General features: G+C 36.8%; 14 protein-coding genes. All 14 read right to left on the bottom strand.

Translation table 11 applies throughout. The features are described 5' to 3' along the window. Positions 1–2 precede the first annotated feature (2 nt). On the bottom strand, positions 3–545 hold the full coding sequence (gene hpt / locus CWM22_00070; protein AUC90465.1) for a hypoxanthine phosphoribosyltransferase: 543 nt from the start codon (positions 543–545) through the stop codon (positions 3–5). A 7-nt stretch (positions 546–552) separates the two neighbouring features. After that, a complete protein-coding gene (tilS, locus tag CWM22_00065) occupies positions 553–1,821 on the bottom strand; it encodes a tRNA lysidine(34) synthetase TilS (GenBank protein ID AUC90464.1) in 1,269 nt (422 codons plus the stop codon). Then, on the bottom strand, positions 1,822–3,102 hold the full coding sequence (locus tag CWM22_00060) for a serine hydrolase (protein ID AUC90463.1): 1,281 nt from the start codon (positions 3,100–3,102) through the stop codon (positions 1,822–1,824). A 12-nt stretch (positions 3,103–3,114) separates the two neighbouring features. After that, positions 3,115–3,228, bottom strand: coding sequence for a hypothetical protein (locus tag CWM22_00055; protein AUC90462.1), 114 nt, complete (start codon positions 3,226–3,228; stop codon positions 3,115–3,117). Then, entirely contained in the window at positions 3,225–3,593 is a 369-nt protein-coding gene (locus CWM22_00050; protein AUC90461.1) for a septum formation initiation protein, read from the bottom strand. The genes CWM22_00055 and CWM22_00050 overlap by 4 nt, the downstream gene beginning before the upstream one ends. Beyond that, positions 3,580–3,852 carry an RNA-binding S4 domain-containing protein gene (locus CWM22_00045; GenBank protein ID AUC90460.1) on the bottom strand — a complete coding sequence of 91 codons (273 nt, stop codon included), beginning with the start codon at positions 3,850–3,852 and terminating at the stop codon, positions 3,580–3,582. Before CWM22_00045 ends, CWM22_00050 begins: the two co-directional genes overlap by 14 nt. 49 nt (positions 3,853–3,901) lie before the next feature. Then, positions 3,902–7,396 (bottom strand): transcription-repair coupling factor, encoded by a 3,495-nt coding sequence (mfd, locus tag CWM22_00040; protein AUC90459.1) that lies wholly within the window; start codon positions 7,394–7,396, stop codon positions 3,902–3,904. Continuing rightward, the gene (locus CWM22_00035) at positions 7,396–7,965 is read right to left on the bottom strand and encodes an aminoacyl-tRNA hydrolase (protein ID AUC90458.1); all 570 of its coding nucleotides are present in this window, start codon (positions 7,963–7,965) and stop codon (positions 7,396–7,398) included. Before CWM22_00035 ends, mfd begins: the two co-directional genes overlap by 1 nt. 157 nt (positions 7,966–8,122) lie before the next feature. Further along, a complete protein-coding gene (locus tag CWM22_00030; protein ID AUC90457.1) occupies positions 8,123–9,238 on the bottom strand; it encodes a redox-regulated ATPase YchF in 1,116 nt (371 codons plus the stop codon). 84 nt (positions 9,239–9,322) lie between these two features. Beyond that, a complete protein-coding gene (locus CWM22_00025) occupies positions 9,323–9,682 on the bottom strand; it encodes an XRE family transcriptional regulator (protein AUC90456.1) in 360 nt (119 codons plus the stop codon). Between the two features lie 103 nt (positions 9,683–9,785). Beyond that, the gene (locus CWM22_00020) at positions 9,786–9,989 is read right to left on the bottom strand and encodes a DUF951 domain-containing protein (GenBank protein ID AUC90455.1); all 204 of its coding nucleotides are present in this window, start codon (positions 9,987–9,989) and stop codon (positions 9,786–9,788) included. A 9-nt stretch (positions 9,990–9,998) separates the two neighbouring features. Then, positions 9,999–10,880, bottom strand: coding sequence for a hypothetical protein (locus tag CWM22_00015; GenBank protein ID AUC90454.1), 882 nt, complete (start codon positions 10,878–10,880; stop codon positions 9,999–10,001). Between the two features lie 243 nt (positions 10,881–11,123). Continuing rightward, entirely contained in the window at positions 11,124–12,260 is a 1,137-nt protein-coding gene (locus tag CWM22_00010; protein ID AUC90453.1) for a DNA polymerase III subunit beta, read from the bottom strand. Positions 12,261–12,413: 153 nt separating this feature from the next. Beyond that, positions 12,414–13,787 carry a chromosomal replication initiator protein DnaA gene (locus CWM22_00005; GenBank protein AUC90452.1) on the bottom strand — a complete coding sequence of 458 codons (1,374 nt, stop codon included), beginning with the start codon at positions 13,785–13,787 and terminating at the stop codon, positions 12,414–12,416. Positions 13,788–13,887 lie beyond the last annotated feature (100 nt).

The following is a 13,887-nucleotide window of genomic DNA, read 5'->3' as shown; positions in this document are numbered from 1 at the left end:
TTCTATTTTGTGTAAACTTCCTCTTTGAGTACACCAACATAAGGAAGATTACGGTAATTTTCATCATAATCTAAGCCAAATCCAACTACAAATTCATTTGGAATAGTAAAGCAAGTGTAGTCTGGCTCGATTTCAACAACACGACCTTCTGGTTTATCAAGAAGAGTGGCAATTTTAATAGAAGCTGCCTGACGCAAAGCAAAGAGTTCTTTCAATTCTTTTAATGTGCGACCAGTGTCAATAATATCCTCTACGAAGATGATATGTCGACCTGCAACACTATTGTCCAAATCCTTGATAATCTTAACGGTACCGCTACTCTCCGTTCCGCCATGGTAGCTAGAAACAACCATATAATCCGTTTCTACATGGGCATCAATATGTTTCATTAATTCTGCCATAAATGGGATAGAACCTTTTAAAATTCCTACAAGAATAGGATTCTTATCTGCATAGTCTGTTGCTAAAATTTGACCGAGTTCTTTGCATTTTGCAACGATTTCTTCTTCTGAAACAAGAGTTTTCTTAATATCTTTGTCCAACATAGTTGTTCTACTCTTTCATTTTTATATATAAGGTAGCTTTTATTATATCATTTTTTACTGATTTACTCAAATCACTGCTAACAAGATTCGTAATTCCATAAATTTCTCCATTCTGCTCGATAATAAGCGCATTTTGTCGAACTTTCTGTGAGATTTTATTATCAATAAACCAACGACGGAGTTTTTTATTTACTCCGTTTATTAAAATGGTATCCCCAGCCTGCCTTCTCCTCACTACAATTGGATTTTCTGTAGGAAAATATAAAATACTATCCGCTTCTTCCAAAGGATGATTGAGAGAAAAAATATATGAACCGTAAGAAAAAATACCCTCTGATTTTATCATGATTTTTTCTGGTTGACTATCCGTCTCTGGTCCTATTTTATAAATTTGAAAACGATGATAATCCTTTTCTAGCATGTAATCATTTTTCAATAAATGATAGTAGTTAGCTTTTGAACGCAAGATGTGTAATACTTCATTAAATTGTGGACGAGAGAGCTGTAAATCAGGAAATTTTTCCAAATATTCCTCTAATAGATAACTTTGTACCGCAGGTGTCTGTTGTTGAAAGCTCATCACATCTGTAACGGATAAATCCTGTGTCAAATCTCTTAGCGCTTGAAATAGATTATTTGTATCAACTGCAAGATTATTGAGAGTAAGTTCGATTTTAGGATTTTCCTGTTTTAACTTTGGTAAATAGTCATTTCTGACTCTATTTCGAAAATATTTGAAATCTGCATTGCTGCAATCTTCAAAATGAAATAGCTTTTCAAAATCTGCCTTTTTAAAAGATAAAAGTGGTCGAATAAGTTCCCCTGTTGCAAAAGGCTGAGTCGGTTGAATTGCTGATAAGTGACGTAAACGCCCTCCTCTAATCAATCGCATAAAGACAGTTTCTGCTTGATCATCTGCATGGTGGGCTGTCACTAGTGCAGTGTAGCCTTCCTTCTCCATGATTGTAGCAAAAAATCCATAACGCCATTTTCGCGCCGCTTCTTCTGAAAAATCGCCTTCAAAATAGGACAGATAAAAGGGAACATTACTTTCTTCTGCTAACTGTCTAAGATATTTTTCCTCAATGACAGATTCTTCTCTCTGTCCATGATTAATATGGGCAATTCCAAGTTCAATCCCTAACACTTGTTTGCATTCGTATAAAAGATGGAATAGGTTCATAGAATCTAACCCACCAGATACGGCTACTAGTACTTTCTTATGTTTATCAAAAAAGTGACCATCCAGTGTCACTTTTAAAAATCTATCTTTCATTTACTTTAAAATCCCGTAAATATCATTTGCAATTTGTGTAATCTCATCATAATTTGATTTATCTGTAAAAATAGATAAAACAAAAGGAGACTCTGCGTAAACAATCGCTACATCGTGTTTGACATCATCTGCATCGCCAATTTTATGAGCAACTGGAACTGAGATGTCTTTCGAAATACGTTGATTATCAAATTGAGTAGATAACAAACTTTCTAGCACATAGCCATTTTGAATATATAAGGCTTCCATCATTTTACCTGCGATCTCAGCTGAAGTTTCACGTGTAACCATACTCCACTCACTACCTGTTTTAGCAGTTATTACTTGATAAAAATTGGAATCGAATTTATTAGCTACATAATAAGAAAGTAAATTACTAGCTACATTATCTGACTCTTTAGCAGTCTTATTGATCAATTCTTCCACTGAATAATCTTTATTGTCAGGAGTTTTTGACAGTGAACCACTTCCTCCAGCAACATAAGCTCCTGGGAAGGATATAGATTCGGCTGTATATTTCACTTTAGTAGTCAAATCAATGTACCCAGCATTCAGTTGCTCTTGAACGTAATAAAGAATTGGTAGCTTAGCAATGCTGGCAGAATAGAATAGTTTCTCTTGATTTACACCTGCAGTTTGACCTGTTGACAATTGTTTCACATATATACCAATAGTATCTTTGGGATATTTGTTAGTCAACAACTCTTGAACAGCTTCTACTCTATTATCCGTTTTAGAAAGATTATTTACTGCAATCCAACCTTTATCTGTAACATAGGCAAAATCACCTAGGGAAGTTGTCACAATTTTAGAAACCATGACAGCTTGATAGGGTTGTAAATCATTTTTTATTTCCGTAGCTTCGTTAGCAATTGGTGAGGTTAACAATGTGAAACCTTTTTTTGTCCAATAAGTTTGCTCAACAGTAGTTTCTGTAACAATTACATCATCAAATAGTAGATGCCTACTTGCAAGAATGTAACCCTTGTCATCTATTTTGAAAACCAATTCTTTTTTGCTATTGACTAGAACATCCGTAATAGAAAAATGTTGGTTCGGCTGTAATTGTCCACCTGCTATAGTCAGTTCTTCATCCGAATAAAGATTCTCAGTTTGAAAAACATTTGGGTTTTGAGGGATAGTTTGAAAATACTGATCATAGATAGTATGAGTCAATTCGTATTCTTCTTGCGCTGTGAGTTCAAATGGTATTTCTGTACTATCGACCACCTGCCATCCAAATAAAACTGGCAATAACCATACGAGCAGTTTTTTCTGCATACTCCCTCCTTTCTACGATTCATTTTCTTCTAACTTTAATTCTCTATTCTTTTGATTCAACTCTTCTAATTTTTCATCAGAATGCTGTAAAAATTGCTCTACAATTTTAAAAATAGATTCGGTCATTTTGGTAACCCTGGAATATTGTAGACAAATTCCCCTTCTTTAGAGTATTGATACTTAGCCCGAACATACTTTGCTGCGTATTCCTCATTTTTCAATTTTGCAACCATCTCTGCTTCCTGCTTCTGTTCTTTGGTCAGTTCTTCGTAATTTTTTTCCAATTCAGCAAGTTTCTTTTCCTGCTGCTGAATATTAGTGTAAGTCCCAACAAGATTATAGGCAGGCAACATAAAAAGAAAGATAACTAGAATGAGAATTGCACCCATAAAACGATTTTTTTGTTGGCGTTCTGCCAATTGATGCTGAGTTTTTTTACGCTCCGACTGAATAAAGGCATTATTCAGTTGTAGAATTTTAGATTTCTTCATCTTTTTCTATCCTTTTTTCACTGATAATTTCATACATTTTCAGTGCGTCTTCTTTTTTAGTCGAATCTTTCATTTCAAGTACTTTTACAGTGAGTAGTTTATTACCAAATTGGATTTCAACCTGATCATTTACTTTTAAATCTGTTGAAGATTTCGCCAAAATCCCATTGACTTTTATTCGTCCTTTATCGGCAACTTCCTTCGCAACTGTTCGACGCTTGATAATGCGGGATACTTTCAAATATTTATCTAGTCTCATACTTTACCTCAACTATATATTTTACCATTTTTTCATTTAATTGAGAAATTTATTCTGCTTTCCTTGCTTTAATTTCTTTTAATTTTTCGGCAAAAGAAATCAATTCCTCTAATATTTCATATTCTTTTTTCTGTTGAATGTTAAACACAACAGCTAGTTTTCCTTTATTTTCTGTTATCTGAGCTTTCAAATTTGTCACAGATAAAGCTTCAAAGTAATCTTGCGTTAGGAAAATTTGACCAGCCATAGGTTCGAATGTTACTGTCACTTGATGTTGTCGTCTAAGAACTGTATGACAGAAAACTTGGTCTAAAAATGATTTCAATAGACCAATTTCAAGCAAGTAGGCTACTACATCAGGATACTCTCCAAAACGGTCAATCAATTCTTCCTGTAATTCTTGATAGTTTACACGACTGTCAATATTCTTTATACGCTTGTAAATTTCAATTTTTTGTCGCTGATCACCAATATAATCACTTGGTAAATAGGCATCAATCTGTAAATTGACCTCTGAATTACTCTTCTGACGTTGGGTTGCCTTACCTTGTTTTTCCAAGATGGCTTGTTCCAGCAATTGTGAATACATCTCATATCCCACAGAATCAATAAAACCTGACTGAGCAGCACCTAAAATATTTCCCGCACCACGAATAGACAAATCTTGCATAGCAATCTTGAAACCTGATCCTAGTTCTGTAAAGCCCTTGATTGCCTCCAAACGTTTTTCAGCTACTTCTGTCAAGGACTTGTCTGGACGGTACATGAGATAGGCATAGGCAATCCGACTGGAACGGCCAACACGTCCTCTAAGTTGATAAAGAGTTGACAGTCCCATATGATCTGCATTTTCAATAAACAGTGTATTAGCATTTGGAATATCAACACCGGTTTCAATGATTGTTGTGGTCACTAGAATATCATACTCACCCTCTACAAAGGCATATAGAGTATTTTCTAATTGGATCTCCGACATTTGTCCATGAACGTATCCTATAGTAGCTTCTGGAACCAATTCTTTTAATTCAGACACTTTCTGTTCAATGGTGTCAACTTTATTGTAAAGATAGTAAACCTGACCTCCGCGATCTATCTCTCGAAGCATTGCATCTCGGATAACGGAAGGATTTGTTTCCATCACATAAGTTTGTACAGGATAGCGATTTGTCGGTGGAGTCTCAATTACTGATAAGTCGCGGATTCCCAGCATGGACATTTGCAATGTCCGAGGAATCGGAGTTGCAGTCAAGGTTAGGACATCTATTTTCTTTTTCAGTTCCTTCAAGCGTTCCTTATGCTTGACACCAAACCGTTGCTCTTCGTCAATAACCAGTAAACCTAAATCAGCAAAAACAACATCTTTTGATAGAAGGCGATGGGTACCAATCAAGATGTCAACTTGGCCTTTTTTCAACTTCTCAAGTGTTTTTTCCTGCTCTGCCTTTGTTTTAAAACGACTCATAACATCCACATTGACAGGAAATTCTGCAAACCGTTCTTGGAAATTAGCATAGTGTTGCTGGGCTAAAACAGTCGTAGGTACAAGAATAGCTACTTGCTTGCCATCATTGACAGCTTTGAAAGCAGCGCGCATAGCTACCTCTGTCTTACCAAAGCCGACATCTCCTACCAGCAAACGATCCATTGGAGAGTCTTTTTCCATGTCTTTTTTGATTTCATCGATGGAACGGAGTTGGTCGTCTGTTTCCACATGTGTAAAGTAGTTGTCAAATTCAACTTGATTGTTATCGTCCGGTGAAAAGGCAAAGCCTTTCAACTGGCTACGCTCTGCATAAAGCTTAATCAAATCATCCGCAATATCCTCTACCTGCTTCTGAACTTTTTGCTTGGTTCGTTGGAAACGGCCATCGTTTAGTTTATTAACTTTTGGAGCTTTTCCATCGGACGCTAAGTATTTGGAAAGGAGATCAATCTGCTCTACAGGAATGGAAATGCGATCGGAGTTTTGATATTGAACTGTCACATAGTCACGGTGGATACCTGATATTTCAATGGTTTCTATCCCTAAATACTGACCTATCCCGTGAACATGGTGAACAACATAGTCACCAACAGCTAGCTCACTATAGTCCTTAATACGCTCAGCATTAGAAATATTAGTTCTACGGACCTTACGCTTAATCTTTTTATTAAAAATCTCTTTTTCAGTAATAAGAACTAACTTCTCATCCATCAAATGAAATCCAGAAGCTAGCTGTCCAATGGTCACTTGTTGCTGACCTTCTACTAACTTATCCGTTGGATAGGCAGGTAGCTGAATATCATACTCCTGTAAAGATTTTTGCAAAGTCTGTAAACTTGCTTCAGAACTTGCTTGAATAACAACGGTATTGTTTGATTTCGCATATCGAGTCAATTCATCTTTTAACAGTGGAATCTGGTGGAAAAATTCCTGCATAGGATGTTGAGTAAATTGATAAAGAGCATCAAACTTTACATTGCCTAAACCTTTTTGAAAACTTGAAAAGAAGGTGGCAGGTTTGTATTTTCTCAATTCAGCGTAAGTTGAGGCAAAATATTTCAAACTTGATACTGATTTACCCTTCTGTAAATCATCTGTCAACAACTCTGCTGATTCTTTTTCAAATTGAGCCTGCTTGTCAGCAATTTTATGAAAATCATCTAAAAATAAGGGAGAACTCTTTGGCAAGTAATCCAACAATGTCCATGATTGTTCATAGATACAGAACAAGAATTTATGCAAATCTGGATGCCGGTACTCCGTCTGCATATCAGCTAAGACTTCTCGTAAGTAAGACTGTTGCTCCTCTAGGGTCGATTGTTCAATAGCTGTCTGAATGTATTGGCTAGCTCTACTATAGTCTTCCGAAGACAAAATGATATCGGAAGCTGGAGAAATCGAGATTTCGTCTAGATTTTCTAAAGATTTTTGACTGTCGACATCAAAGATACGAATGCCATCAATCTCATCTCCAAAAAATTCTATTCGGTAAGGAGTTTCTGCTTGCATGTCAAAAATATCTAGAATATCACCTCGTTGGCTAAATTCTCCCTGGGTTAATACACGAGACACTTTTTTGTAGCCGATGTTGACAAGATTCTTTACAAGTTTGTCAACTTCTATTTCTTGACCAACTTCAAGCTGTATTTTAGAACCTTTATAAGTCTCAGGACTCGGCAATAAGACCCGACAAGCAGCCATACTAGCAACTAAAATTCCTGATTGAGTTGCATTGGTCAAAAAATTCAAACTATCAATTCTTGACTGAGTTCGTTCTTTTGATGCAAAGACAAATTCCGCAATTGGACTATCATCTGTAAAAAAGTTGTAAACATTCTCACTTCCAATAATGGCTGTTAAATCTGCAACTAATTTCTCAGCATCATTTTGAGTAGCAGTCACAATCATAATCTTTTCGGCCAAACAATCATAGGCAGTCGCCATGACTAATGACTTACTGGTTCCAGTGAGTCCTAATAATAGTTGGCGAGTTGACTTGTTTAATCCAGACTGCCACTGATTGATTTGCTTATTTTTGTGAAGTATATCTAGTATATTCATTAGCCGTTAAACTTTCTCATAATGGTATCAAAATCATCTTCTTCTAGATATACGTTGACAGCCTTGTCAAGTTTATCTAGTGCTAAGTCGATTTCAATACGGTCCTCTATATCAAAGCCAGACAAGACATGGTTGACAACGCTCATTTTTCCTTTAGGACGCCCAATACCAATCTTGATACGGTCAAATTCCTGTGTTCCAATATGCTTGACAATGGATTTGATACCATTGTGGCCACCAGCTGATCCTTTTTGACGGAAACGGATCTTCCCAACAGCCATGTCCAAGTCGTCATAAGCTACTAAAATATCAGTTGCATCCAGACCATAATAAGCCATCAGGGCATGAACAGCCTTACCAGATTCATTCATAAAGGTCGTTGGTTTAACCAGGTAAATTTTTTCACCGTCAATAAAGGTTGTGGCAATGTCAGCTTGGAAAATCTTATCGTGACTAAAGGTCACATTTTCACGCTTGGCAATCTTATCCAGCAGCATAAAGCCAACGTTATGTTTTGTTTCAAAATAGCGGTCTCCGGGATTTCCCAGACCGATGATCAATCGTGTCATTTTTTCTCCTTAAATACCAAAAGGCTGGAAAATGCTTTCCAACCAAGTAATCATCCTCTTTGATGCGATAAACTGTTCTTAGTCTAGGCGTTGAAACCGCAGACAATACTGATGGTATGGCAAGGTAAAACAACGAAGAATAAGGACAGTTTAGCCATCAAACGTTAAAGCGGAACTCCATGATGTCCCCATCTTGAACCACATACTCTTTTCCTTCTTCACGAAGGCGTCCAGCTTCCTTAACAGCCTTTTCAGAGCCGTATTGAATCAAATCATCATAGGACATGGTGACGGCACGGATAAAGCCTTTTTCAAAATCTGAATGGATAATACCCGCACACTGAGGAGCTTTCATGCCACGTTTGAAGGTCCAAGCACGCACTTCTTTTTCCCCTGCGGTAAAGTAAGTTCCAAGGCCAAGCAAGTGGTAGGCTGCACGGGTCAATTTGTCCACACCAGATTCTGTTAAACCGAGAGCTTCCAAAAACTCACCCTTGTCTTCATCGTCAAGTTCTGATATTTCTTCTTCAGCACGTGCAGAAATCACCACTACTTCTGCATTTTCCGTCGCTGCAAAGTCACGGATTTGCTGAACATAACTGATAGACTCAGGATCTGCTACCTTGTCTTCATCGACGTTGGCAACATAGAGGACTGGTTTAGTGGTCAGGAGGAAGAGTTGCTTAACGATTTTTTGTTCTTCATCGGTGAAGTTAACTGTACGAGCAGATTTTCCGTCTTCTAGGACAGGTTTGATTTTTTCAAGGACTGCAAATTCTGCCACAGAATCCTTGTCTTTTTGAGTACGGGCCATTTTTTCTACACGCGCATAACGCTTGTTGATGCTCTCTAGGTCCGCCAAAATCAATTCTAGGTTAATAGTATCAATATCTGCGATTGGATCCACAAAAGCATCATCACGGCCTTGTTCACGCATGACATTTTCATCATCAAAGGCACGCACCACGTGGACAATGGCGTCAACCTCTCGAATATTGGCCAAGAATTTATTTCCAAGTCCTTCACCTTTAGAGGCACCTTTTACGATACCGGCAATATCGGTAAATTCAAAAGTGGTTGGAACTGTCTTTTTAGGGGTGATGAGCTCCGTCAACTTCTGCAAACGCTCATCAGGCACTTCCACCATGCCGACGTTTGGATCAATGGTTGCGAAAGGGTAGTTTGCAGCTTCTGCTCCTGCTTTGGTAATTGCGTTAAATAGGGTTGATTTACCAACGTTTGGCAAACCGACGATTCCTGCTGTTAAAGCCATGTTTTTTTACTCTCCAATTAAAAATTCAATCATGACTATTATAGCAGAAAAGTAGAGAAAAAGCTTGCTGTTTGGCAAGCTTCGTTAAAAATAATGCTTAATGAATAATCCACCTAAAAATATAACTGCAAAAAAAATGAGAACGACAACATCTCCTCTTGTAAGAGGTCGTTTGGATTCTTCGTACAAATATTCCCAACCATTCATTTTTCCTCGTTGTTCCACCACAATTTCCTTCTCAGGTTCTTTCCCTAAAACCAGATAATCCAGACTAACACCAAAGATTTCTGCCAGCTGAACCAGTTTGTCAATATCTGGCGTTGCTTCGCCATTTTCCCACTTTGAAACAGCCTGACGGGAAATATAGAGTTTCTCTGCCAACTCATCTTGAGATAGGTTCTTGGTTGTGCGTAGATTCTTGATCTGCTGTGCTAACTGCTTCATGATTATATCCTCCTCTTTTTTATAAGTCTATTATAGCTTAGAAAGGAACAGTTGACTAGCAATTTTTAGGAAAAAATCGCAACCAGCAGTTGCAAACTGTCAACTAGGCTTCACTCGGCAGAACTTGTTTCATTTTTCGTTCAAAATCATATCGGCTCATCATAACAACATGGTCACAGTTACTACAGCGGATTTTAATATCCGCTCCTAGACGGATAACCTCCCACTTATTTGCCTTCTTGCCGGTCGATTTGATGACACAGGCATGGGGCTTTTTCATTTCGACAAAGGTTCCTAATTGATACATACTTCCTCCTTAAAGATACATACTTCTTTCCTGATAGGTTAACGTTACCTCATTTGCAGTGCATGTCTCTCCATCTATTTGCAATAACAATTTTTCTTTTGATTTTAAAACTACATCTACCCCTGTTAAATGCTGAATTGTATGAGAAGATTCATGCCTCTTCGTTAATAAGGCTAACAATGATTGTAGACGTTGGTAGAAATTTCCATTTTTGAAGTAAGCAATATCTACTTCCTTCTTTTTAGCACTTGCTGTTGGCCATATCATGATTCCTCCACCAAAATAAAGACTATTTGCTACAGAAATAAAAAAGAGATTAGCTAACTGATAAGATTTTTCATCAAGAGTTAATTCTAAGTTTATAGCTTGTTTTGAAAATAATGTTTTAATACCAAAGAATAGATAAGTTAACTTCCCAAGTTTTACCTTGTTCAGAATTTTTTTCAAAATTGAATTCGTCGAACCATTGATAACTTGAGCTGCAAAGCCAAAATCCATACTGTTTACAACCGTTCCGTATGAACTGTTTAAAACATATATCCGACTTGTTTTTCCCTCTAAAATGGCATCTACACTTCTATAGAGCGATGTTATATTCATTGCCTTAGCAAAATCATTTCCAGATCCTGTTGGATAATAAGCAAACGGTAGACTAGCTGGCCAAAAACGCAACGCTTTAGATAGTGTGCCGTCTCCACCTAAAATCATTAATTGGTCCTCACTACTGACAAACTCCTTTAAAATAGCCTCTATTTGCCTTTTTTCATCCTCAGGACCAACTGTCATAAAAATGTTAACTGCAAGCTGTGGATAACTTTCTTTTATTTTGAATATGATATGTTCAGCAGTATGGCTACCAGCATTAGGATTAGCTAATATATATAACGTCATTTATTCCCCATCACTAAATATATAAAAATAAGCTCAGTGCTATTTTTTAGTATAACATAAAGGGAGCGGGAAAGAACTCGACTGGTCAAAAAAAGAGTTCGTCTTCCCGCCCCCGCACAGTTGATTAGGTCAGATTTGGAGTGTAAAACACGAACAAATCTGCCAATCAACCACTGCGCTGAGATGTTGACACGAACCCTGAGAAGCGAGGTTGGTCTTTTTGCCCAGCCTCCTTAATATTATTTAGTTGGTACGAACTGGTGTAACCAATTGAATAAAATCTTCACCTTCATTATTTGGAATCAATGTAAATGGACGGACAGAAGAGATAAAGCTAATTTTCACTTGTTCACTAGTTGTGGCTTTCAATGCTTCTATCAAGTAAGTTGGGTTAAAGCTGATTACTAAATCTTCACCTGATACTTCTACAGTATCTAATTCCTCATTCACACGTCCAACTTCTGGAGAATTTACATGGGCCGATACAACATTATTAGCAATTTCTAGTTTTACTGTACCATTTTGGGTTGCATTTGAAAGAAGACGAGCACGCTCCATCGAGTGACGAAGATTTGCAGTATCAAAAATTGCAGTTGTTTTAAACTCAGTTGGAATTAAGCGGTCTGTATCAGGGTAGGTACCTTCTAATAAGCGTGTATAGAAGCTAATATGCTCGCTTCTAAAAAGGATTTGATTATTTGAAAAGAAGACTTCTACTGTTTCAATATCATCTGTAAAAACTGCAGTAAATTCACGGAGAGAACGACTTGGAATAACAACATTAAAATCATCACCAGAGGTATCAAGGACCAATTTCCGTTGGCTCATACGGTGTGAATCTGTTGCAACAGTTTTTAGATTTTTATTTTCTGTTAAAACAAAATGAACACCCGTAAGAATAGGACGACTTTCTTGTGTAGAAGCTGCAAATGCTGTTTCATTAATTGTTTGTTTTAATACTTTTGTTTCTAACACCAATGGTTTTGAAGTTGGAACTTCCTGTAAACGAGGATACTGTTCTGCTTCTTTTCCCTTTAATGTGATTTCAGACTTACCACTTGTCAAAACGATTTGCTTTTGTTCAATTTCATTGAAGTCAAGGACTAAATCCGGCATACTGGATACGACATTAATAAAGAAACCAGCTTCTAAGAGAATGGAACCTGGAGAACTGATCAAAAGTCCTGCATTTTCATCTTGAATAGAAATAAAATGTTCAATCGAGATTTGTCCATTTGAACCAGTTAAAGTGATTCCTTCACTAGTTACTGTAATTTTTACTGTTGAAAGAATTGGAATAGCATTTTTTGTACTGATTGCCCGTTTAGTAATACTAAGTGCTTGTAGAAATATATTTTTATTAATAGAAAATTGAATCATGGATTCTCCTTTATTTATTATCTATAAGGTTAATAGTAATAGTAGTCTCTGTGTATTCTGTGGAAAAGTGATGAAAGACCAATAAAACTGCGGAAATTAACTTGTTCACAACTTGTGGAAAAAACAGAGCTTTTTTGAAAAGTTATACACAGGTTAACGAAGTTTATTTTTTATACTGGTAATCTCTATTTCTAAATTCTCATCATCCAAGAGGAGAGTTTTTATTTTATTGTATGCATGCATAACGGTTGTATGGTCTCGATTACCAAATTCTTTCCCAATTTTTGGAAGGGAATTGTCTGTCATTTCACGTGCTAAAAACATAGCAACTTGTCGCGCGTGAACGATATGTTGAACACGCTTAGAACCCTTTAATTCTTTCAAGCTGACACCGTAGAAATTTCCCACTTCGGTTTGGATTTTCTCAATAGGAATAACCATATTTTGTGGATTTGTTTGTTTTCTTGATCGAATAGCCTCAGCAGCAACCTCGACACTTATCTCAGACAGTTGACGCATAGTGGCTATCAAATGGATATCTTTTAAGGCACCTTCAAGGTCACGTACGTTCGAATCAAATTGCCCAGCTAGATAGGATAGCGTCTCATTTGTAAAGTTGTAAGGCAGGTTCTCGCACTTGTTACGTAAAATTGCGATACGTGTTTCAAAATCAGGTGGAGTGATTTCACTGGTTAACCCCCATTTGAAACGTGTTACTAGTCTTTCTTCCAAATTGTCTAAGTGATCGGGATTACGGTCGCTTGTGAGTACAATCTGCTTATTTTTTTCATGAAGCGCATTAAAAGTATGGAAAAATTCTTCCTGTGTTGTTGCTTTATTACGGAGAGACTGAATGTCATCAATTAGAAGTAAGTCCAGATTGCGATAGGTTTTTTTGAAACTTTCCATATCATTGAGACGGAGGTGTTCTAAAAATTCATTGATGAATGTTTCCGATGAGACATATTTTATTCTTGCCTGGGGATTATCGGCTAGAACCTTATTTCCAATCGCATTTAAAATATGAGTTTTTCCAAGACCAGGACCACCAAAAATGAATAATGGATTGTAGAGCTCACCTAGGTTATCAGATACAGCTAAAGCTGCAGCCTTTGCCCAGTGATTATTGTCTCCTTGTACAAAATTAGCAAAGGTGTACTGGGATTTTATATCAGAATGAACCGGTTTAAAAGTTTCTTGAGGAGTAGCTGATTCAGGTGTCTGTACCTGGTGAACCACTGAACTTCTTGCGTTTGTAGTGTTCTTAATCTCCTGTTCATCCTCTGTAAATTGATATTGGATGGCAAGAGGCTCTCCGTAGATTTCAAAACTAGCGGCAATCATTAACTCTTCGAAGTTTTTTTCCCAGAAATCTTTTTTAAATGGACGATTTAAGAAAATATTGGCAACTTGCTGGTTGATTCCGAGTAATTTTGCATCAGCGACATAAAAATCATAAATAGATGGCTTAAAATTTCCCTTTGCTAATTCAATAAATCGTTGCCAAAAAAGTTGTTCTTGGTTCATATTTTCCCCCTTTCACATTATATTCGTTAGAATAGTGTACCATAAAAAACAAAAGTTTTCCACAGATAATTTTAAAAATCCACACTGTTAAGAAAAGTTT

Source organism: Streptococcus suis, assembly GCA_002831545.1.
Lineage (GTDB): Bacteria > Bacillota > Bacilli > Lactobacillales > Streptococcaceae > Streptococcus > Streptococcus suis_P.
Note: the sequence above shows the minus strand (reverse complement) of the source record. Positions and strands in the feature narration are given on the sequence as shown.